Annotated in this window: 23 protein-coding genes; 11 read left to right on the plus strand and 12 right to left on the minus strand. The window is 58.6% G+C overall.

Annotated features, from left to right (window positions below):
- Positions 1–40: 40 nt before the first annotated feature.
- The 8 genes from tnpC to UB31_RS41365 all read right to left on the minus strand — a co-directional run bounded on the left by tnpC (position 41) and on the right by UB31_RS41365 (position 7157).
- Positions 41–1669 carry an IS66 family transposase gene (tnpC, locus tag UB31_RS11630; protein ID WP_044999807.1) on the minus strand — a complete coding sequence of 543 codons (1629 nt, stop codon included), beginning with the start codon at positions 1667–1669 and terminating at the stop codon, positions 41–43.
- Between the two features lie 70 nt (positions 1670–1739).
- Positions 1740–2087 carry an IS66 family insertion sequence element accessory protein TnpB gene (gene tnpB / locus UB31_RS11635; protein ID WP_044999806.1) on the minus strand — a complete coding sequence of 116 codons (348 nt, stop codon included), beginning with the start codon at positions 2085–2087 and terminating at the stop codon, positions 1740–1742.
- A complete protein-coding gene (tnpA, locus tag UB31_RS11640) occupies positions 2084–2479 on the minus strand; it encodes an IS66-like element accessory protein TnpA (RefSeq protein WP_044999804.1) in 396 nt (131 codons plus the stop codon). The genes tnpB and tnpA overlap by 4 nt, the downstream gene beginning before the upstream one ends.
- 755 nt (positions 2480–3234) lie before the next feature.
- Positions 3235–3390, minus strand: a complete 156-nt coding sequence (locus UB31_RS41360; protein ID WP_156175302.1) for a hypothetical protein — start codon at positions 3388–3390, stop codon at positions 3235–3237.
- A gap of 35 nt (positions 3391–3425) precedes the next feature.
- Complete coding sequence (locus UB31_RS43020; protein WP_082078491.1) at positions 3426–3977, minus strand: transglutaminase-like cysteine peptidase; 552 nt, start codon at positions 3975–3977, stop codon at positions 3426–3428.
- Positions 3978–5159: 1182 nt separating this feature from the next.
- A complete protein-coding gene (locus UB31_RS11655; RefSeq protein WP_045010989.1) occupies positions 5160–5858 on the minus strand; it encodes an acyltransferase family protein in 699 nt (232 codons plus the stop codon).
- A gap of 4 nt (positions 5859–5862) precedes the next feature.
- Positions 5863–6249, minus strand: coding sequence for an acyltransferase family protein (locus UB31_RS11660; RefSeq protein WP_045010990.1), 387 nt, complete (start codon positions 6247–6249; stop codon positions 5863–5865).
- Positions 6250–6806: 557 nt separating this feature from the next.
- Complete coding sequence (locus tag UB31_RS41365) at positions 6807–7157, minus strand: hypothetical protein (RefSeq protein WP_156175303.1); 351 nt, start codon at positions 7155–7157, stop codon at positions 6807–6809.
- A 160-nt stretch (positions 7158–7317) separates the two neighbouring features.
- Between UB31_RS41365 and UB31_RS11670 the strand changes: the two genes are divergently transcribed.
- Entirely contained in the window at positions 7318–8682 is a 1365-nt protein-coding gene (locus UB31_RS11670; protein WP_045010992.1) for a polysaccharide deacetylase family protein, read from the plus strand.
- 903 nt (positions 8683–9585) lie between these two features.
- Here the strand turns inward: UB31_RS11670 and UB31_RS11675 are convergent.
- The 3 genes from UB31_RS11675 to UB31_RS11685 all read right to left on the minus strand — a co-directional run bounded on the left by UB31_RS11675 (position 9586) and on the right by UB31_RS11685 (position 12530).
- Entirely contained in the window at positions 9586–10689 is a 1104-nt protein-coding gene (locus tag UB31_RS11675; protein ID WP_502691251.1) for an ERF family protein, read from the minus strand.
- Between the two features lie 153 nt (positions 10690–10842).
- A complete protein-coding gene (locus tag UB31_RS11680) occupies positions 10843–11598 on the minus strand; it encodes a helix-turn-helix transcriptional regulator (protein ID WP_156175304.1) in 756 nt (251 codons plus the stop codon).
- A gap of 80 nt (positions 11599–11678) precedes the next feature.
- Complete coding sequence (locus tag UB31_RS11685) at positions 11679–12530, minus strand: YqaJ viral recombinase family protein (RefSeq protein ID WP_045010994.1); 852 nt, start codon at positions 12528–12530, stop codon at positions 11679–11681.
- A gap of 105 nt (positions 12531–12635) precedes the next feature.
- Here UB31_RS11685 and UB31_RS40375 point away from each other — a divergent pair, with 105 nt between their 5' ends.
- The 8 genes from UB31_RS40375 (at position 12636) to UB31_RS41370 (ending at position 17157) form a co-directional block, all read left to right on the plus strand.
- Positions 12636–12860 carry a helix-turn-helix domain-containing protein gene (locus UB31_RS40375; protein WP_349643866.1) on the plus strand — a complete coding sequence of 75 codons (225 nt, stop codon included), beginning with the start codon at positions 12636–12638 and terminating at the stop codon, positions 12858–12860.
- A 490-nt stretch (positions 12861–13350) separates the two neighbouring features.
- The gene (locus tag UB31_RS11695; RefSeq protein ID WP_045010995.1) at positions 13351–13605 is read left to right on the plus strand and encodes a FitA-like ribbon-helix-helix domain-containing protein; all 255 of its coding nucleotides are present in this window, start codon (positions 13351–13353) and stop codon (positions 13603–13605) included.
- Complete coding sequence (locus UB31_RS11700) at positions 13602–14024, plus strand: type II toxin-antitoxin system VapC family toxin (RefSeq protein WP_045010996.1); 423 nt, start codon at positions 13602–13604, stop codon at positions 14022–14024. Before UB31_RS11695 ends, UB31_RS11700 begins: the two co-directional genes overlap by 4 nt.
- A gap of 946 nt (positions 14025–14970) precedes the next feature.
- On the plus strand, positions 14971–15441 hold the full coding sequence (locus UB31_RS11705; RefSeq protein ID WP_156175305.1) for a hypothetical protein: 471 nt from the start codon (positions 14971–14973) through the stop codon (positions 15439–15441).
- Positions 15442–15543: 102 nt separating this feature from the next.
- A complete protein-coding gene (locus UB31_RS11710) occupies positions 15544–16029 on the plus strand; it encodes a hypothetical protein (RefSeq protein ID WP_045010998.1) in 486 nt (161 codons plus the stop codon).
- A 74-nt stretch (positions 16030–16103) separates the two neighbouring features.
- Positions 16104–16232, plus strand: a complete 129-nt coding sequence (locus tag UB31_RS42815; protein WP_283806079.1) for a hypothetical protein — start codon at positions 16104–16106, stop codon at positions 16230–16232.
- A 138-nt stretch (positions 16233–16370) separates the two neighbouring features.
- Entirely contained in the window at positions 16371–16655 is a 285-nt protein-coding gene (locus UB31_RS11715) for a hypothetical protein (RefSeq protein WP_050044766.1), read from the plus strand.
- Positions 16656–17004: 349 nt separating this feature from the next.
- Positions 17005–17157, plus strand: a complete 153-nt coding sequence (locus UB31_RS41370; RefSeq protein WP_156175306.1) for a ParB N-terminal domain-containing protein — start codon at positions 17005–17007, stop codon at positions 17155–17157.
- 96 nt (positions 17158–17253) lie between these two features.
- Here the strand turns inward: UB31_RS41370 and UB31_RS40390 are convergent.
- Positions 17254–18014, minus strand: a protein-coding gene (locus tag UB31_RS40390) for an IS5 family transposase (protein ID WP_502691252.1) whose coding sequence is annotated in 2 segments (ribosomal slippage) — positions 17254–17685 and positions 17688–18014 — 759 coding nt in all. Because the reading frame shifts where the segments join, the coding sequence is not laid out codon by codon here.
- Between the two features lie 410 nt (positions 18015–18424).
- Here UB31_RS40390 and UB31_RS11725 point away from each other — a divergent pair.
- On the plus strand, positions 18425–19060 hold the full coding sequence (locus UB31_RS11725; RefSeq protein ID WP_156175308.1) for a hypothetical protein: 636 nt from the start codon (positions 18425–18427) through the stop codon (positions 19058–19060).
- 87 nt (positions 19061–19147) lie between these two features.
- Positions 19148–19582, plus strand: coding sequence for a hypothetical protein (locus UB31_RS11730; protein ID WP_045011000.1), 435 nt, complete (start codon positions 19148–19150; stop codon positions 19580–19582).
- Positions 19583–19603 lie beyond the last annotated feature (21 nt).

A 19603-nucleotide genomic window follows, 5' to 3' on the forward strand; every position in this document is an offset into this window, starting at 1 on the left:
GTAAGCATCCGGCGAAGACCGCGCGCGGGTCATTTTCGGCTCAGGCGGCTTGATCAACGTTCCGGATGGCAGAGCGCCAATTCCATGGCAGCAGTTCGTCGAGCCTTTGGACGGGATGCTCGGCGATGCGCGCCAGAACGTCGGCGAGCCAGGCTTGCGGATCGACGTCGTTCATCTTGGCGGTGACGATCAGGCTGTACATCACCGCCGCCCGCTCGCCGCCGCGATCCGAGCCGCAGAACAACCACGACTTCCGACCTAAAGCGATGCCGCGCACGCCACGCTCCGCCGCATTGTTGGACAGGCAGATGCGGCCGTCATCGAGGAAGCGGGTAAATGCGCTCCAGCGCTTGAGCATGTAGTCCATGGCCTTGGCGACATCGTTGCTGCGCGAGAGCTTGGCGCGTTGTGTGCGCATCCAGGCTTCCAGATCGGCCACGAGCGGCGCGCTGAGTTCCCGGCGAACTGCCTGGCGCCTTTCGGCGCTCTGACCGTTGATGGTCCGCTCGATCTCGAACAGGGCGTCGATCCGGCGGACTGTTTCCAGCGCCAGCGGCGAGATCACTGCCGGCCTCTTGCCCTGAGCCTTGCGACGCGCATTCTCGGCCAGATCAGCCATCACGAAGAACGGCCGCCGGGCATGGACCCAGCACGCGGCTTCCAGGATCGGACCTGCGTTGCGGCCCGGTTCGTAAAGCCTGCCATAGCCGCCATAGGCATCGGCCTGGAAGATTCCGCTGTAGTTGGCCAAGTGAGCCTGGGGATGCTCGCCGGCCCGATCGCGCGAGTAATAGAACACCGCGCCCGGCGGGGCCTGCCCTCCAAAAGGCTTGTCGTCGCGCACATAGACCCAGATCCGGCCGGTGTCGGTCTTGCCTTTGGCCAGGACCGGAACCGTGGTGTCGTCCCCGTGCAATCGCTCGGCGCTCAGTACGTAGGCCTCGAGGCGCTTGAACAAAGGTGCCAGCGCCGCGGTGCAGCCGCCGACCTGGTCGGCCAGGGTCGACAGACTGATCGGCACGCCCTCCTTGGCATAGCGCTCCGCTTGCCGGTTCAGCGGCTGATGTTGACCAAACTTCTCGAACAGCACCATCGCCAGCAGGCTTGGCCCCGCCCAGCCGCGGGCAAGCACATGGAACGGCGCCGGAGCCTGGCTGATCTTCTCGCAATCACGGCAAGTAAACTTCTCGCGGACGTGCTGGATCACTTTCCAGGATTTCGGGATCACCTCCAGCGTCTCGGTGATGTCCTCGCCGAGCTTGGACAGCCGCGCGCCGCCACAGCAGGCGCACGCCACAGGTCCCGGCACGATCACCCGCTCGCGAGGTAGATGCTCCGGGAACGGCTGGCGTGACGGCCGCTTGCGCGTGAACGACGCCACCTTCGTGGTTTTGGCCGCGGCCATTTCGGCGGCGAGTTCGTCCTCCGTCGCCGAACTCTCCAGCTCCTCCAGCGTCAGTTCAAGCTGATCCAATAGCCGCGCGGTACGCTCCGAGCGCGGACCATGGCGGTCGCGGTTGAGTTTCTCGATCTGCAGCTTCAGATGGGCGATCAACGCCTGGTCGTCGGACTGCCGGGCACGGGCGGCCGCAGCCTCCGCCCGAGCAACGATCAATGCCGCTTGCAGCGTTTCGATGTCGTCTGGCAGCGATTCAAGGCCGTCACCCATGGCCCCGATGGAATCACAAAAGAGGCGATTTGAGGCGTCTTTTCTTCCGCACCTCAGAACTTTTTTGAGCCTATCCTGCGCTCTGTGGCCGCCACGTGTGCTGCGGATTGCGCCAGTCGATCGCCTCCAGCAGATAACTCATCTGCGCCGCGCTCAGCCCCACCACACCGCCCACCGTCGCCGGCCAGACAAAACGGCCACGGTCCAACCGCTTCGCGTAGAGCGACAATCCAATTCCATCGTGCCACAAGGCCTTGATCAGCGAACCGCCGCGTCCGCGGAACACGAAGACATCTCCGGCGAACGGATCGCGACCAAGGCTTTCCTGCACCAATAATGACAAACCCTGCATGCCCTTGCGCATGTCAGTGTAGCCGGTCGCAATCCAGATGCGTGCGCTCGAAGAGACTGGGATCATCGACGCTCCAGAACCTGCAGCACCCGCGCCAGGGCGGCCGCATCGACGCCCGCATCGACAATCACCCGACGATCCCGGCCAACGACGATCACCATCTGCCCGCTCGTCGCTGTGGCAGCAACCGCCGGCTCGACCTCAGCGGCAAGGACGACCCGCGCAAAGCCGGATTGCTCGCTTTGAGGGCTGATCGGCTCGGGACCGAACGAGCGCCGCCATGTCATCAGCAACGAACGTGATATGCCATGGCGTCTTGCTGTCGACGATATCGCGCGCGGCGCTTGAAAGCTTTCGGTCACGATCCGCAGCTTTTCGTCATCCGACCAGCGTCGCCGGCGACCAGTCTCGACCACCTCAAGCCGTTCAAGCTGAGTACTGCGCTTATGGCTGTCCATAAGGACTGTTACGCACCAATTGGACTAATCCAACACGGCGGCCCTCGCCGGAGGGAGACGTTGCGGATGGCCTTGGCCGACCGATCGAAAGCGAGCGAGATCTCCTCGGGGCGCCTGCCGCTGACAACCAGATCGCGAGGTCAAGATGCGGAGCGAAATGCCTAGCGACCTGGCCTTGCGGTGAACCTCGCCAGTCGAACGTCCCAACTCAATCGCAATCTGCGTTGCTCGCCGCCGTTGTGCGAGCTTCCTCAATCTTGCAATCTCTTCATCAGTCCAACGGCGCATCGCTGGTTGAAGCGCGAATCGAGCGAGAAGTTTCAATGGTTCCGTGCATCGTTAATCAGCACGAAGTTCATCCCTTCAGGGGCGGCGCTGCAGCGGGCTTCCACCCCCTGAGGTCACCAACGCCTGGCCCGAGCGCTATCTTGTTGATCCGTCCGATAGACTCTGCGTCTTCGGCGGCGATGCGAGTTTCGGCGCGGTCTTAGCCTTCTGCGTCGTGGCCGCCGGCTCTTGCTTCTGCGTCGTAGAGAACGTCCGATCGAAGCATTCCCGCATAGCTTCGTCAGATGTCGCGAGCATGCAGTTTTCGCCTGCTCGTGCGCAGGTGGATGAAAACGCGAAGCAGATGGCGGCGGAGATCAATAAGGTACGCATCGATGAAATCCTTTGTGCACTGCAAAGGATTTCATTTTAGCACCTGGGTGCGCTATCCGTCGAATCAGTTTTCTGACGGGGAATGGTCTTACCGGCTAGAAGAAACTCAGCACGAAATGCCAGGCGACCCTGAGATTAGAAAAGACATATCGGTCGACGAACAGGCCGAATGACGGCCAATGAATAATTGCTGCGCCGAACAGGAGGACGGCGGTCGACCCCACCAACATCTCTTTGATGTCGCGGTTCATTCTGTCAGATGATGTATAATTTGATGTTGCCATATCTAGGGTAGGGGTAGGGGTAGGGATGTGCGCCAAATGTTCGGATTGTCGGGCGAGGCTACCCTGAGCAACTGGTACTGTCTAACTGCTTCGTCGAGGGGCAGCAGGTATTCGTAGAGATTGTCCAAGGCCAAGGCGCCTCCTTCGTAAAGGACAATCAGGATGAGGTGGTGCTCACCACTCTTTCGATTGAGCACCTCAGCAAGAAGTAGCTGCGAGGATTTGCCGCCTAACGATAAAAGCAGGTGTCGCTTCGAGACTGCATAGTCGCCGCAGTCCCCCTCATGAGGATAGAGTTCCCATGTATTCCGCGTTCGTTCGCTCGGCGCAATTTGGGCGTTCACGGCCGTGTTTACGAGTTGGATCTTGCGCAGTTCTAGGCCCGTGCCGCTGGGAGGTTGCGATTTGCAATCTGTGGGGTATTTGACGCAGAAGGCCGTGTATTGAAACGGCGGCAGAGTGAACTCTGCGTGCACCCGGGGGATGCAGGGCTGCACAAAGAATATCGGCAGAATTGCTCGTAAGATAAGCTTTCGCATGCCATTTGCTCGCATTGAAGCAAGCAATGAAACTTAAGACTTGATTGAGTCGAACGTTTGGCTGCAGCGCTGTCTCCAAATTCTCATTAGTCAAGCTTTGGAAAGCCACTACCTTCAGGTGATGGTTCACTTCTTTAAGGGTCTCTGTTGGTGGCCCAGGGGGACCGGACACCGTGACTGTCCATGGTCGCGGTAACCTTGGGAGAGCGGGGGGAGCGGAGACTTCCCATATCCGACGTTCCCGTTCACGACTATTGCCCGCATTCGGGCCGCGTCTGATTTGGCCCCTAATGTGAATGCAACGGTTACTGACGTTGCATCCTCCGACAATCCCTATGGTCAAAGCACGGCACCCCAGATTACGGCGACGAGCACTTGGAGTCTAGACCAGACGGCGCTTACAATGACGTCTGGTGTCAACGTCCAAAACGGATCTATCCGGATCAATTTCAAACCGATCACGAACGCGTCTCTCTCAATCTAGCGACGTTTAAATTTCGGCTTTTTTCGAGAACAGATCCCGCGTCGCCGGGGTCGAACTACCATCAATTCGGGCTGCCTAGTTTGATCAAGGGCCAGTGCACCGGCAATGGTGCTGCTTCCGGCCGTCGGCAAGCGGTCGCGTTTGACACTGCGGCCTTGAACGCCACTCTTGGCGGCATAGGCGCTGATCTAACTTCAATTCGGCAGATTCAAGTTAGTCTCGGACGCGGCGCGCTAGCCATCTGGTAACTGCGCTCGATCAAACTCGGGCGGCCAAGGGCGTACTTGTTATCGCATTCCACACCGAGATGCACGCTCTGTCCGGTAACTACGTGTCGGCCCTCAACAGCGTCATCGACTACGTGAACAATCAATTCCCGAGCACGATGGAGTTCACGACGATCCGTAGGCTTCTAGCGCCGTACAACGGCGACACGTTGGTGGGTTGATAGGTGGCCGGTCACAGGCAATACTCCCCTCAGATAGGAGAGATGATCATGCTGGAAAAGATGCCACGCATCACGTTCTGACGCTGATCGCGATATTTGCCGGATTAAGCGAGGTGTCCGGGGCTGCGGTAACCCCTCTATTGTTGCCAGAAAACCGGCGTATTTTTATCTGGCTTTTGATGCTGTTCCCGCCGGCTTCGCACCATTGGCCTTCGTCTCGCGTCTGCTTTAGAGCTTCCATCGCCTTGAGAACATAACACTCCCGTCAAGTGACGGCAGGCTCGTTCGAACTCGGCTGAGCGACATTGGGTTCGACGGCACGGCGGAGGGCTCGGGACAGTAGTCTGCGAAGCGGCTCGTCAAAGTACTTCAGCACGAGATAGCTGATTGGCGGCACAATGAGGGCAGCCGCGATTATCGTGGTTCGCCCCGGCAATAGCGAAAGGTGTTCGTACCAAAGCAGGAAGGGCATGTGCAGGACATAAATCGGATAGGAAAGTGCACCACTGAGCGTGGCAACGCCGACCAACCAACCCTCCGGTCTGCTCTGCGATCCTGCGGCTATGATGAGCGGGAAAATGATGGTAACGCATGCGAGCTCAAAAACGATATTGCCTGTGCCGTTATTGAAGCTGGGGAGGAAAACGGCAAGGAGTGACGCTGCCAATATAAGCGGGTGCATTTTGATAGTTGGTAGGCGGCCAACTTCGTAAAGGCGGTAAAGGGCAACGCCGACGACGAATGAGAAGGACGTGCGCGGTATGCCGCTCCATGCCCATTCATAGTAGACACCGAGAGAGCCGATCGTTGATGCTGAGATTGTCGCGTAGACCAGCCAGGCAAGGCTGACAGCAATGATCCCCGCGAGCGATGTTAACGTCAACACGCGGGCCAGAGCAGCGTAAAAGAGATCTATCGCGACCTCGAAGAATAACGACCAGGTCGGTCCGTTAATCGGAAACATCAGATCACGTGAACGACCCGCCGATGTCGACAGGGATCAGGGTAGGCAGAGCCAACATCGCGCAGATGTCGGCGATCAACACACTGACACCCGTATGCCCGTCGAGCGCCGAAGCGGTGGCCGCTAGGGCTCCAGCTAGGATGAGTAACGGATAGAGCCTAATTACCCGAACGGCCAAAAAGCCCAGGAATGAAATCGATCTGTCACGCAGCCGAGCGCCATAGGCGTAAGCGATCACAAAACCGCTTAATCCGAAAAAGAAATCAACGGCGAGATATGCGTGGTCAAGGAAGTGGCCGCCTGGAACGAGCCATCGGCGGTGAAACAGGAGCACACCGAAAGCGGCAAGGCCGCGTAGGCCGTCGAGCGTGAGGAAATGCTCTTTTTTCATATACCCAACGAGGGTTTGGAGAAAAAATGGTTTATCGACAAAAATGGCTCATCAACCTAGCATGGTACAGCGCCGCAATCGAGGGGAGGCGGTAACCTTGACGGTCGGGCGGCCTTTAGAACTCCCGCGTGCAGGCCTCGATCCGTTAACTTCCGCGGCTCGTCCACGTCGTTAAGGCAGAGAGGAATTCTTCAGTCGCTGTCGTTTGCGGCGAGAGATGACGGCTCTAACAGCGTAGCCGGTAACAAACCCAATTCCGAAAATTGTTAGAATACTAATCATGAACGCGCCTTCGCGGTCCTGAAAGGTTAATCGGATCAACGTCGTTGCAAGGGGCTTCGGGTACCGGTCCAGTCCCCAGCGACTCCTCAGGGGAATTAGGGCGCTTGCAGCGGTTGTCACGCCTTTAACAGCACAGCTCATTCAGGCGGAAGTTGCGCTGCAGCAAGTCTACCTCCCAGCACGAACGGCTCGAGTTGGGGACGAAGCAACGCCCACCGCGACAAAAGCATGCGGAGATGTTCTTTGAGAAATGCGAACAAGCGCTTCTAATTTGCCTAGCCGCATCCGGGTCGACGCCAAACAGCTCCGAAACGGCCGTCTCGACGAGCTGCACGTTCGAACGAGAGCCGATAGTCCTCGGCAACGGGGTCATGATGGGCCCCAGCATTGACTTCTGCGCTAGCTACGAAGCAATGATAGATAGGCGGCTTGATTTGAAATGTGCGCGCGGATCGTTGGATGAGCACATCGTAGTCGCTCGAAATTGACTGCTTATACGCCAGCCAGGCCGCTGACATGTGGGTGGCATCGGCAATTGGGTAACCACCGTTTTGCCGGGTCAACTCGCTCTGCATGTCAAATCGCAGTTCGGCGGCCAACGTGCCAAGTACGGCATCGTCGGCCATTTCGGACTTCCTTCCGTCGCTAATGTCTCGGTGGCGAGTTGCTCACGTCGGGGCAGTTAATTATGGAGCGCGGTCTGCTTGTCGTCCACTCCTTCAGGGGGAGTGGAAACGTGCTATACCTGATTTCATGCCCACACGTCGACAAGTGCTGGGGACAGGCATGCTTAGCTTGGGCCTCACTTTACCGCTCGCTCTACCTTCGGCCTCTGTCGTTAGGGCGCAGGGGAGCATTGAGGGAACGAAAATTGACTTCCCGTATCCGACGTTCCCCTACACGACGATCGCGCGGATGCAATCGACGGCGGACTTGACATCTTGCCCGATCGGAACGCCTGCGGATGTCGTGGAGCCCGACAGCCCGTATGGCTCAACCGCTCTACAGGTCACTTTCAACGGAGGGACATCCACCATAAATCCTAAGCTGGTCTTAGCGTCACCGGTTAACGTAACTGGCGGGAGCATCCGGTTTACGTTTAAGCCGAAGTTCAACATCTTTGGTGGCTTTTCGCCGACAAGTTTCGAGATACGTCTATACTCGGCGGGCACTCCCGCAGCGCCTTCGGCAGATTATCACATTGGGGGTGGTGCAACTTGGTTCAAAAACTTGCTAACGAGTCCATCGTCAACAGAGGCGGGACGTTTCCAAAGCGTGGCCATTTCCTCTAGCGCGTTTACTGCTGTCGGCGCTGGAGCCGACCTTACGCAGATCAAGGGCGCTCGCATTTTTGCGCGTGGAAGCAGCGGCGCGATCATGGATTTCGGCAATATCGATTTTGTACCTAATCCGCGCTCCAAGGCTTTGATGGTATTCCGTGCTGATGACGGAGGCGATCTTACCTACAGGGTGCTGTTTCCAAAACTCCAAGCAGTCAATCGACCTGGGGTCTTAGCCATCGGGGATGCCTTGCACACTATCAATGGCGGGTTTCACGTCACCACCGCGCAAGTGCAGGCAATGCTCAACGCGGGTTGGCAGTTCATGTCGCAGAGCCTGACGACCGAGGACAAGACCAAGTTCGATAATTTTACCGAGGCTCAGAAAGATGCGGAGTTTCAGGGCGTGCGAGCCTTGGCTGCCACCTTCGGGCATCGTCGAGACAGTAACGACATGACTTATTTTTCGAGCGTTGGTCCCAACCATATGATTGCGTGGCCGAGTTTTAGCCGAAACGGCCGAACCATAATGGCGTTTAAAAACTGGAACGCTGGTCAAAATCCTCCGGCCTCATATGATGAGGTTTTCCCATTTGGAGACCCCAAGCAAATTATCGCCTTCAATCTGAATTCGGAACGTGGCGGCGCGAACACGCTGAGCCAACTGCAAATTCTGATGGACCGTGTTCGAGCAGCGAAGGGAGTTCTAATTATTGCCTTCCACCCGAATGGCGACCTGACGAATTCCAATATTGTGGCTGCCGTCGATGGTGCAATTACCGAGGCAATGGTGACAAATCCGGGCTCATGGGAGATCAACACATTGCGCGGGGCACTCGCGCCTTACTGTAGCGATCCGTTGACGGGTTAGTTCGCTCCCTTGGGATTTCGGTTACTTTCGCTCACGCTCTTGAAAAGCGTCGCGACTCCTTTGCAAGAAGCTATCAAGCAGGTGTCGTTCGGCAATGGAGTGAGCGCCCGCGAGCGTCAGATGATTTCTGCCGCGATACTTCAGCTCCCCATTTCTAAAAGTAGTGCATGTGGCACCGCAGAGTTCAGGCAGGATACCCTTAAGGCCTTACGACAGTTCTGCGCGCGATCGCGCCGGGTTTGGACCTGAGGCGACTGCCAACGCCCTCGCCCTCACTCCGACTTGCATCAATACAGGTGATCGGCTTCGATCGTTTGCAACTGGTTCTTGGTCACGGCCGATTTGAGATGTTGTCCGGATAATCGCCTGTTTTCGGCCTGTTATCGGCATTAACAGGAAACTGCCGAAAGCGACGTCTGACCGCGCGTAAGCTACAGGAAACATGTCGCAAATCTGCTCGACCTGCGTCTATAAATTGAGCCAAAGCCTGCTTTAAGCCTAGAGTATTCGCCGAACCCCCTGTTATTTCGGACGTCCAGCCTTGGATGTGCTACTGACCAGTATGAAAACATGTCTCGCGATCATCGCAGTCATGCTCTTAACGCCCGCCTCAGCTGCGCAGTTTGCAGCTCCGGCACCAGCCACGCCTGAACTCTCATCCCACGATCAGATCAAGGCTGCCCGCGCCAAGGAAGCCGAAGAGACGAAAAGCGGTCCTACCGCACGAGCCTGGGATCGCGACGGCGACGGCAAGCGGCCGTGGGAAACACCAGCGAAGCCGAGCAGCAGCTCAAAGCCTTGAGAGGCACTTCTGCCGACGAGGTATGAAAGCGATTATGGTGTGCAGTACGCCACTGCCCTCTCACTGCATGCCAGTGTCGGTCGGTTGAGAGGACTTCTCGACTAGGGCCGCGGCTGTCGGGTGGATTGGGCTTGTGGCCCATAACTGTCTCGCGGTGGGCAGAGGCGATATCTGCAAGTCCCCCCACCAGGCCTTTCCATGGTGGTGCAGCTGTTGGTGGTGCGGACGGCACAAAGGCACCGTGAACTCATCGCTGACTTTCCGGCCGAGAGCTCTCGGCTGGCGAACTTGACGTGGTGGGCATCGGAGGGTGTCTGCTTGCAGATAAGACAAGGCTGCGCGCGGACGAAGGCTAGGTGCGCCTTGCTCCGCTTCCGGGTGGCCTCTTTGGGAAAGGCCAAACCGATCGGTTGATCCAGAAGTGGGCCGTTGCCGACGCCCTGCGCTCCGCCATCCGCCGGTGTGAGCGGATCATTGGATCTGTGTGGCTTCACAAGCTGATCGGCGCCGGAATAGGCAATTCCCTCAAATCTCTTCTGGTAGGCGGTTTCCAGGATGCGGGCATCAGCTTCCAGGAGAGTGTTCTTGAGAGGGAGGCTGGCTTTGGCCCACGCGAGGAGGCCATCGTCGGCTTGGGAGTCTAGCTGGCCAAGAAGCAGGTCTAATAGATTGGTAGAGTGTTCGGGCGGCAGGACCGGAGGGCGGTTGAGGATGCTCTTGGATGGCTTCCCCTTTGGTTTTGAGGCGGTCTGTGGTTCGCTGGTGGCCGGCCCAGCGATCGCATCAGGTGCGTCCAGATCGTCCTCACCTGCGATTCCGACCAGGGCAAACAGGGCGTAGCGGCGGGCATAGGTCAGCGCCGCGCCCATCCGGTGCGGCGCTTCGACGTCCTTTGAGGCGCAGACAGGCAGATCTGAGGAAATCCATTCCCCGGAGGCATGGGCGAGCAGGGTGGTGAGGTGGATTTGCTCGCCAGGCCGCTCGACCCGGGTGGTCTGGATCGTTGCGATCTCCTGCTGGCCTAACGCCTTGCGGACGATGTCCAAGCCGCTTGCGAGGGAAGCATAACGAAAGGTTCGGTCGTCCTCCCGCGGGAAGGGCGAGCGAATAACGGCGGTCAGGGTCTTCTCCGGGTTGATCAGATCGGCTTGAGCGCGAGCAAGGGCCGCTGCGATAGTTCCGATACGCTCACTGGATTGATGCATTGGCCGCCCCTCCAACATCAATGTCTCGGAGATGATGGCACGCGATCCCGGGCCCTTAGCCCCAGGCCCGTGAGTGTTTGCTTCACTAGCTCCCTCCGACAGCGATTTTATTAACTCGGACTGGCTTCGTAGAAATCTGATTGAGCACCACATTTATTGTTTCCCACTGACGTCGTTCGGAAGATCGAACAGCGGAACTTGCAACGCTAGAATCTCGGAGACCCACGAGATTTCGACGTCATTGACGGATTGCAGATAAGGCGAGTTGAGATGGAATATATGCCGCTCTGAGGCTAGTTTGATGTTTCGCCACCATGTCGTGTCGTCACTGAGCTTCACGATAAACTTTTCAGCTAGGCCCTGGCGCTCCAGTACCTCCTTGTTCATCGGCTCGCGAAGGCCTTCTCTATAGAAGAGCATCCAGCCCCGTAGCTTTCCGTTTATGATATCGAGAGCCACCGCATCGGAAGGCAAATGGGAGCCGCCCGCCACGCGACGTCCGGTTTTGCAGTATTGAACCTGGTCATCTGCGATCACCGATCCGATGACAGGAATTGCCTTGGCAGCCCACGCATAGGCGTCGGGCGTATCACTGAAACCCAACGCTTCCTTCGGCACACCGAGCGCTTTGCCGATCTCTGCCGCCCGGTCTGCATCCAGCCAGGTATCGCGCTCTTCAAGCCGGCGGATGGTTTCGCCGGTAACGCCCAAGAGCCTTCCAAGGTGTGCCAGCGAGACGCCGGCACGCCGACGATAGTCTCGAATCGAGTTTGGAGGCGGAGCGCTTTTCAACCGGCTCTCATTTGGGTTCGAGGATCCTGTCGTCGGCCGCAGGCGCACCTTCGGTGGATTGGGCGCCAGTTGTGAGAGCGTGCGCCGATTTTTCTGCGGTTTGGTCTCGTCGTTCATTGGTGCGCTTGTGATGTTAGGTTTTGCGGATATGGTGATGAAAAATGCTTGAGGGCTGGGTTCGTTTACAGGAGCAGACACTATGGCGCTGCGATCGCACCAATGTGTGCACCTGACAACGCCTGGGCGACCTCTATCGGTAGAGCTTCAAAGCTGATGGCATTTGACTTCGAACGCTTGGCCTTGATGCCATGGCCAACGGCCTCCTTAGCGTCCTCAGGGACCAGCTTCTTCAATTCGGTCTTGGCTAGTTCATGATCTCCGTGAGCTTCGCGAGTCCGGAGATAGGTTGCCGCAAGCTCGGCCCAGGAATTGGATGCGGCCATATCGACAATCTTGATCGCTTCAAGCCGCGGGCGAGGCGTTTCGATATTGAACAACGCCGGTGGCTCGCCGGTCTGGACGCAGCGCCAGAATTTCTTCTCGGCCGTCAAAAGAAGGTGTTGATAGAGCGGATCGGCGTGAACGGTTATTTCGACCCACTTGCCACCACCGGTAATGATGGAGAGTACCGCCGAGCGCGCCGCGACCACCCACGTATTGTGTTGAAGCTGGGCCATATGTTTGTCGGCGGCTGCTTCCTCGGAGAAATTCCAGGGCAGCATGAACTTGGCCTCGAACACCGCCCCGGTCCGCTCTACGCGCCCATCGAGCGTCGCGCCCATCCATTTGTGGATGGGGTGCCGGACCTTCCGTTGGACGTCCTTAACGGTGTGGCCGCTGTTGCGTTCGTACCAGGTGCGATTGAGGTCCTCGGTAATGCTGCCGAGTTGGACAATCAGTTCTTGGCTGAGGTCTTGAGGCGCGATCTCGCCTCGCTTCTCGCGCCAGAGCCTGACGAGCTTGTCCTGATCATCGCCCATGATGATCCTGGCGTCGGATCCTCCAAGGAACCCAATTCGCGACTTCCATTGCTCAGTGCGACTGGCCATTAATCCAATCCATCTAAAAACGACAGATACGACTATAATGGATATTTGGACGAATCGATCGTTTTTCGACATATTTCTGCGGAGGTGGTCGAAATGATTTCTCCAATGCAGTGTCGTGCCGCGCGTGGTCTCCTAGATTGGAGTCAGCAGGATCTCGCAGATCGTGCCAAAGTTGGAATTGTAACCGTTAGACAGCTTGAGGCAGGCACTCATGAGCCGCGGCGTTCGACCCTTCAGGTAGTGAGATTGGCCTTCGAAGCAGCGGGAGTGCTGTTCATCGACGAGAATGGTGGCGGCGCGGGGGTCCGGCTGCGCAAGTCCTCGCGCTAATTTCTACGCTGCAACGCTTGGAGCTTTCGCTCAGGCCGCGGCCGGTCCTGTGGTCGCGAGTGAGCGCCTGGTCTGCCGTTATAACGGGCCGAGCGGCGGGCTTCTCATCCGTGGCAAGCAGTTGTGCTTTCGCCATTGAGACCTGCGCGAGATGGTGTGTTGTTTATGAGGGTGGGCGCGTATGCCCATTGAAAATTCGGTGTGCCATGTCGCATCCCGCTTTTCCTTCGAGCTTGCCCATCCGATCTTGGTTGGTTTGAGGGCCTGTCATGGCGATCGGGCCTCCTGGACTCGAGCGGGGACGTCGATCCGGTATGGCGAGATTGGCTACAGCGTGAACAGGACTTGCCGCCATAACTTGTTCGCGACCGGCAGGGGAGATATCTGCATGGCCGTGCGCCAGCGCGCAAGCCGCCGCAATCACTCTTGAAAAACGATATCAAATATTATAATTTGATAGCAATGTAGTCAGAATCTGGATAATGCTATCATGGCCGCCGTCACCATCCGAAACCTCTCCGCGGAGGCGCATCGCGCCCTGAAAGTCCGTGCGGCGCGGCATAATCGCAGCGCGGAAGCGGAAATGCGCGCCATTCTGGAGGCCGCCGTCCGTCCCGAGGGCCGGCTGCGGCTCGGCACCGCCCTTTCGGAGATGAGCCGGAAGATCGGCCTCACCAATGCCGATGTCGAGGCACTTGAACATGGCCGCGACGCGCGTGCCGCTGAGCCGATGCGCTTCGAATGATCCTGCTCGATACCAATGTGGTCTCCGAGGCAATGAAGCCCGCACCAAATCCATCGGTCCGTAACTGGCTCGACGCCCAAGCTGCCGAGACGGTGTTTCTCTCCAGCGTCAGCATCGCCGAGCTGTTGTTCGGCATCGGCGCGCTGCCACGCGGCAGGCGCAAGGACAGGTTGGCAGCTGCGCTCGACGGTGTGCTGGACCTATTCTCGGCCCGCATCCTGCCCTTCGATACCGCCGCGGCGCGGCGCTATGCCGATCTCGCCGTCAAGGCGCGCGCGGCCGGAAAAGGCTTTCCCACGCCCGATGGCTACATTGCCGCAATCGCCGCCGCGCATGGGTTCGCCGTAGCATCGCGCGACACGAGTGCGTTCAATGCTGCCGGTCTGACGATCATCGATCCGTGGACCGTGACCAGCTGATAGAGGGTCCGCTGTTGGGGCCTTGCCGACGAATTGCGACGCGGGTGGGACTCTAGCGTCGGATCCGCCAATGAACGTACGCCGGTGAGGGAGCGACTTCATTAACAACTGCCAATGACCGCGCTATCCGTAGAGCGCTGGAAGACGCTGGCGTTGAATTTATCGACGAGAATGGTGGCGGCGGAGGGGCGCCGGCTACGCAAGCCCTCGCGCTAGTTTCTAGGTTGCACGCCTGATGGTTTCGCTCAGGCTGCTGGCGCGCGGTTGCGAGTACGGCGCGGATGGGCTCGTAGATTAGGTAATCGAGAATGCGCATCGGGAATGCGGCCCCACCCAACGCTGGCATTGGGACTGGCTTCCCTTCCTGGTCCTCGGCCCCCGGTTCGGCGTAGGTAATTCCACCCTGAAGTTGTCCTTCAAGACCAATTGGGTGAAGACCCTGCCGTCCACCTGGCTCGGAATCTCGCGGAAGCTCGGGTCCCCGACGTCAGCCCAATTCTCCGACGGCGATCCCGCGCGACCGCGAACCCTGCCTCGTGCAGAGCGCTTAGCTCATTGGCTGCGCATAAAAAGGCTGATCAAAAACAGCTTGGCAGTGGGCCTTCGGTGCGCCCTCGCGGTGAAAACCAAAAGTTGCGCAAAGGGTCAAAACCATGGAGCGGTCAATGCATTTTGGGTCCACCGGGAGCTACAAGCAGGACCGCCGGCCCGAATTCACATTTCCCGTCTCGTGACCGCGCGGCCTCGATACTTCGCTGCATGCCACAGTACCCTTGCTGCAGCGTCACGGCGTTGCGATTCGCGAAACGATGACGAGGGACCTCGAATCTTACCAGCGAGTTTACATCGCGGCGAAAATATTCAGTCATTTGATGCCACCGATTTGGCTGACTCATTTTACTATCGCGGGGCCGGGGCTGATTTGCGTACGACGAGGCAAGAGGTAGTGGAAACCGAAAGTGTAAAAGTACAAGATGTCGACATTCCGGATTACGTGAGGGGAATTTTCTGCGAACCAGTCTTGCTTGAGGGAGAGGATTCGGGCCTCTATTGGAAAATGGTCTGCGCTTTGATCGAAGAGCGCAAGCCCAGGACCATGTCGGACTGGATTGCACTCCATGACTTGAGCACCAAATTGTGGGAGGAGCGTCTCTTCCGAAGGGCCTCCAACGCACTCATCCGCTGTGGTAAACTTGCCGCCGTGCAGCAAATTTTGGATGAGATTATTCCTGGTGAGAGCAATCTAAAAAGAATCCAAGACAATGCCGCTCGCCGCGGAAACAAGTATTTCAGCGAGAACGAAAAAGAGCGAAACGAAATTCACTCGCTCCTCGCGAAATTCGGCGTCACCGAGGCAGAGCTTTATGCAAGATCGGCACAGAACAACAGCGAAGCACTGTTGATGTGGGAAGGATGATCGGATCACGCCAACGAGGCCGCCAGAAGCTCCGCAAGGAAGATTGGCGTCTCCGCCGCGAGCAGGATGCGAATCGAAAGGGGGAGTAAAGGCGTACTCGTCATGGCCAGTGAGAAGCAGATCAAAGCAAATCGCGAGAATGCAAAACGGAGTACGGGGCCGAAGAGCTTGGCAGGACGACTGAAATCGAGCCGCAACGCCAAGAGCCATGGTCTTTCTATTCCGTTGGCCGCAGATCCTCCCACCGTGACACAAGCCTACAAATTGGTAGAGGTGATGACGCCGGAGGGCGCGAGCCCATCCCAGAAGGTGGCGGCGGTGGAAATGGCGCAGGCCCAAACCCAGTTGCTGCGGGTTGCGGCCGTCCGAAGGGCCCTACTGGCGGAGCTGGACTTGGAGTCTCCGTCCCTTGAACAGGTACGGCGCCTCGTGGCAATCGAACGCTATGAATGTCGAGCCCACAGGCGACGTCGGCGAGCGATAGGCCGGCTTCGCGGCACGGAAGCGATGGATGATGGAGTTGAGGGAGCAAGCGCAATTTTGGTAAAACGAACCCAATTTGATCGAACCTGTGAGACGATCGGCTAATGGGTGCGTTGTCTAATTCAGTCGTTGGCTACGTGCTGGTGTGAAGGGTTCGGAAAGTCTGGAGATCTCCGATCATGACCGCCAACATCCACCCCTTCCGCAGCACTAGCCTCACCGCGACCAGCAAGGCGCAAGGCGCCGAGCTGTCCTCGCTCCAGGATGACGAATTGCGGCACCGGGGCAATAATTATCGCATGACGTAGCATGGCTTTGCACAGGACAGCCGTTGCCAGGGCGGATCACCCTTCAGTCGCAATCTATGGTTCAACAGGACCGATATCGGGCCAAAGCGCCGGTTGGTGATGCGGACGACGAAATGCTGGCTACCTGCGACACGAGGAATGAACAAAATCGGACGTTCCGCCTTGGACGTGCTACTGACCGGTATGAAAACATATCTCGCGATCATCGCGGTCATGCTCTTAGCGCCCGCCTCGGCTGCGCAATTCGCAGGTCCGGCGCCAGCCGCGCCTGAACTCTCATCCCACGATCAGATCAAGGCTGCCCGCGCCAAGGAAGCCGAAGAGACGAAAAGCGGTCCTACCGCGCGAGCCTGGGATCGCGACGGTGATGGCAAGCGGCCGTGGGATACGAGAGCGAGGCCTGGCAACACCTCGAAGCCCTGAGAGAGAACCGTCGTCGGCCACGCGGTATAAGGACGTTGCTGACAATGAGAGGCTTTTGGTCGCATATTGCGCCGAGCGCGGATGTGCGGCGAGATTACGAGTTTGCAGTATGAGCGGGAACATTCACACCATCCGCTTCGGCAGCCTCACGGCGAGCATCAAGGCGCCGAGCTGCGCTTGCTCCAGGATGATGCCGGCGTTGAATTCGCCTGGCAGGCGGGGCCAGTCTGGTCGCGCCATGCGCCGCTGCTGTTCCCGATTGTCGGGCGCCTCGCCATGACGAGATGCGGCACCAGGCAAAGCCTACCGGATGCCCTTGAGAGCGCGCACGACTGGCGCGATCTGAAGCGTGCCGGTTCTCCGGGTCGATCATCTGACGCCCGAGCAGAAGATCGCGTTTTCGCTCGCCGACAACAAAATTGCGTTGAACTCGGATTGGCAGATGGACCAGCTGCGCGTGCTCGGGCGCGACTTGGTCGGCGCGGACAAAGGCGTCGTGTGACACGCGACCGCAAGCGTTAATCCAACTTCGACGTCCGACGGGGCGCTTGTCCAACCAGTCGACCAACCCCTTCGCGCGATGCACTAGGGTCCGGACTCAATTGATCCACCAAGTGATTGCAGCGGCGAGAAGGATTGCGGACAGGAAGATGTCTGCGCGCTTGTCGTATCTGGTTGCGATGCGGCGGAAGTCCTTGAGACGGCAGAACATCCGCTCGATGACATTGCGGCCCTTGTAGGCGATCTTATCGTAGCGATGCGGATGCTTGCGGGTTGGATTTGGCGGGATCACGGCCTTGATACGGCGTGCGGCCAGTTCGTCGCGCAAGCTCCTGGCGTCATAGGCTCGATCGGCCAGCAGACGGCGCGGGTTGCGGACCATGCCGATCAAACCGCGTGCGCCAACCAAGTCATGGGTGTTGCCCGGGGTAATCAGGAAGGCAAGCGGACGGCCGATGTCGTCGGTCAGCGCGCGGATTTTGGTGGTCTGGCCGCCGCGCGAGCGACCGATTGCATTATTGAAGGCCCCCCTTTTGCGCCGGCTGCGGAGCGATGGGCTTTGATGTAGCTGGAATCCACCGACATCGATCCGTACATGCCGGTCGATCCGGTCAGCGCGTAAAAAATGTCCGTCCAAATCCCCTGTCGGCTCCAGCGGTTAAAGCGGTTGTAGACCGTCGTGTAGGGACCGTAGACTTCCGGGCAATCGCGCCAGCGCGAACCAGATTTCAGCATGTGCATAATGCCGCTGATCACGCGTCTATCATCGACCCGATGCGCTCCCTTGCGCCCTCGCGGCAACAGCGGCTCAATCCGCCGCCATTCCGCATCGCTGAGCCAGTAGACCTGCTTTGCCATTCAAGCCTCCCTTCCGCTGAGAAGCATGAATCACAAACCAATTTCAGAGGGAATCCCTATTGAGTACAGACCCTAAATGCGGGTTGCGTTGGGAAGCACTTCGCCTCGAGCGCCACCGGTGCTCGCTTCCCCGTTTGCGCTATTCATGGCCTCGCAGTCTTAGATCGAAGCTGCCCCTCATTCGCTGATGACTTTCTCCGGCTCGACGGCCGCACAGTGTCGCAAGTTGGGGCACGCTCCGTTCGACGAGCCGACGTCGTTGGGGCATCCAAAAGCGAAAACTTTTCGCAATTGGTTAGCTTACAAGACCGTGCCGAGTTGCCATCATTCTGAAAAGATTGACGTTTTCCTCCCTTCGTGTATCTTGGTCGAGAACACACTCGAATAAGAGAGCGTTGGAGCGCGCGACCATGACGGGCGGCGAGCAGTTCGACTATGGCCAGTTGTCACCCGAGGTGCGGGACAGGCTGGATGAGCTCGAGGGTGTCATCCTGGAGGGCGAGAAGCGGCTGACCTGCACCGGGGTGGTGATCGGCGCAGCGCTGGTAGAGGCCAAGCAATATTTCGCGCACGGCATGTTCTTGCGGTGGTGCCGTCTGGTCGCAGGATTCGAGCCGCGGAAGGCGCAACTCTATATGAATATCGCGCATCTGTTCCAGCGCCACGGCGAGGACGTGTGCCGGCTGCCGCTGTCCGCCGCGCAGGATCTGGGTGCTCCGTCGGTAAGCGAAGATACGGTGCACGAGGTGCTCGCGCGTGTACGGCGCGGCGAGCGGGTGACGGTCGAATGGGTCAAGCAGACGATACGCCGCGACAAGGGGGGCTCCGCCAAAATGGAGACCGACCAGGCTCAGTCGATCGAGATCGCGGCGATGATTACGGAGATGTTAGACGTCCGCCATTGCCGGCTTTTGCAGGCTTTTTTCGAGGAGCGGCCGTCGGCTCGCCAGTTCATGGCGGATCTTGCCGACCGTGCCGCCGCGAAGATTCGCAGGAGCCGCTCCGCACGGGTGACGCCCGTGATCCTCAGTCTGCCGGCCTCCTGATCGGGCATTCCAACGTCGTGACGTCCGGCAGTCGAAGGGGCCGGACGGTATGTTTTTCGTTCGTCATCTGAGGGGCAAGGGCCGGCGATGATCCTCGACGAATTGCTGCACCCGATTGTTGACGCGCTGGCTGTGACCGAGCTGGGCGCTCCAAAAACACAAGCGGTCATTGACCGACATCTCGAGGCGTTCGAGGCGATGTTGGCGCGTGGCTTAACCTACAAGCAGATTGCCGAGGGTCTGAACCACCGGGGAGCTCGGGGGCGGACGGGGGCGGAATTCACCGAGCAATCGCTCTACAACGTCATTAGCCGGGCCAGGGAAAGGAAGGATCGCTTGTCGGCATCGGCAACGAGGCGATCGTCTGCTCGACCAACCGACTTCGGCTCGCCGCCGCAGCCGAGCGGGGCGCAGAACTCGCCGATCTCGCCCGAACTCGAGCAGTTCAGGCAACGCATCAACCAGGCCCGGACCCACGCCGCAATGGACGAGATTCTGTTCCGCCGCGAAAAGTTACGGTAGCGGGCATGCTTGCCGAGGAGG

Origin of the sequence: Bradyrhizobium sp. LTSP849 (assembly GCF_000938255.1) — a bacterium.
In the GTDB taxonomy this organism is placed as follows: domain Bacteria; phylum Pseudomonadota; class Alphaproteobacteria; order Rhizobiales; family Xanthobacteraceae; genus Bradyrhizobium.

Bases quoted from the DNA above. Each gene is read 5' to 3' on its own strand.
- tnpC (WP_044999807.1), bottom strand. From the start codon at position 1,669: ATGGGTGACGGCCTTGAATCGCTGCCAGACGACATCGAAACGCTGCAA.
- tnpB (WP_044999806.1), bottom strand. From the start codon at position 2,087: ATGATCCCAGTCTCTTCGAGCGCACGCATCTGGATTGCGACCGGCTAC.
- tnpA (WP_044999804.1), bottom strand. From the start codon at position 2,479: ATGGACAGCCATAAGCGCAGTACTCAGCTTGAACGGCTTGAGGTGGTC.
- UB31_RS41360 (WP_156175302.1), bottom strand. From the start codon at position 3,390: ATGAACCGCGACATCAAAGAGATGTTGGTGGGGTCGACCGCCGTCCTC.
- UB31_RS43020 (WP_082078491.1), bottom strand. From the start codon at position 3,977: ATGCGAGCAAATGGCATGCGAAAGCTTATCTTACGAGCAATTCTGCCG.
- UB31_RS11655 (WP_045010989.1), bottom strand. From the start codon at position 5,858: ATGTTTCCGATTAACGGACCGACCTGGTCGTTATTCTTCGAGGTCGCG.
- UB31_RS11660 (WP_045010990.1), bottom strand. From the start codon at position 6,249: ATGAAAAAAGAGCATTTCCTCACGCTCGACGGCCTACGCGGCCTTGCC.
- UB31_RS41365 (WP_156175303.1), bottom strand. From the start codon at position 7,157: ATGGCCGACGATGCCGTACTTGGCACGTTGGCCGCCGAACTGCGATTT.
- UB31_RS11670 (WP_045010992.1), top strand. From the start codon at position 7,318: ATGCTTAGCTTGGGCCTCACTTTACCGCTCGCTCTACCTTCGGCCTCT.
- UB31_RS11675 (WP_502691251.1), bottom strand. From the start codon at position 10,689: ATGCATCAATCCAGTGAGCGTATCGGAACTATCGCAGCGGCCCTTGCT.
- UB31_RS11680 (WP_156175304.1), bottom strand. From the start codon at position 11,598: ATGAACGACGAGACCAAACCGCAGAAAAATCGGCGCACGCTCTCACAA.
- UB31_RS11685 (WP_045010994.1), bottom strand. From the start codon at position 12,530: ATGGCCAGTCGCACTGAGCAATGGAAGTCGCGAATTGGGTTCCTTGGA.
- UB31_RS40375 (WP_349643866.1), top strand. From the start codon at position 12,636: ATGCAGTGTCGTGCCGCGCGTGGTCTCCTAGATTGGAGTCAGCAGGAT.
- UB31_RS11695 (WP_045010995.1), top strand. From the start codon at position 13,351: ATGGCCGCCGTCACCATCCGAAACCTCTCCGCGGAGGCGCATCGCGCC.
- UB31_RS11700 (WP_045010996.1), top strand. From the start codon at position 13,602: ATGATCCTGCTCGATACCAATGTGGTCTCCGAGGCAATGAAGCCCGCA.
- UB31_RS11710 (WP_045010998.1), top strand. From the start codon at position 15,544: ATGGCCAGTGAGAAGCAGATCAAAGCAAATCGCGAGAATGCAAAACGG.
- UB31_RS42815 (WP_283806079.1), top strand. From the start codon at position 16,104: ATGACCGCCAACATCCACCCCTTCCGCAGCACTAGCCTCACCGCGACC.
- UB31_RS11715 (WP_050044766.1), top strand. From the start codon at position 16,371: ATGAACAAAATCGGACGTTCCGCCTTGGACGTGCTACTGACCGGTATG.
- UB31_RS11725 (WP_156175308.1), top strand. From the start codon at position 18,425: ATGACGGGCGGCGAGCAGTTCGACTATGGCCAGTTGTCACCCGAGGTG.
- UB31_RS11730 (WP_045011000.1), top strand. From the start codon at position 19,148: ATGATCCTCGACGAATTGCTGCACCCGATTGTTGACGCGCTGGCTGTG.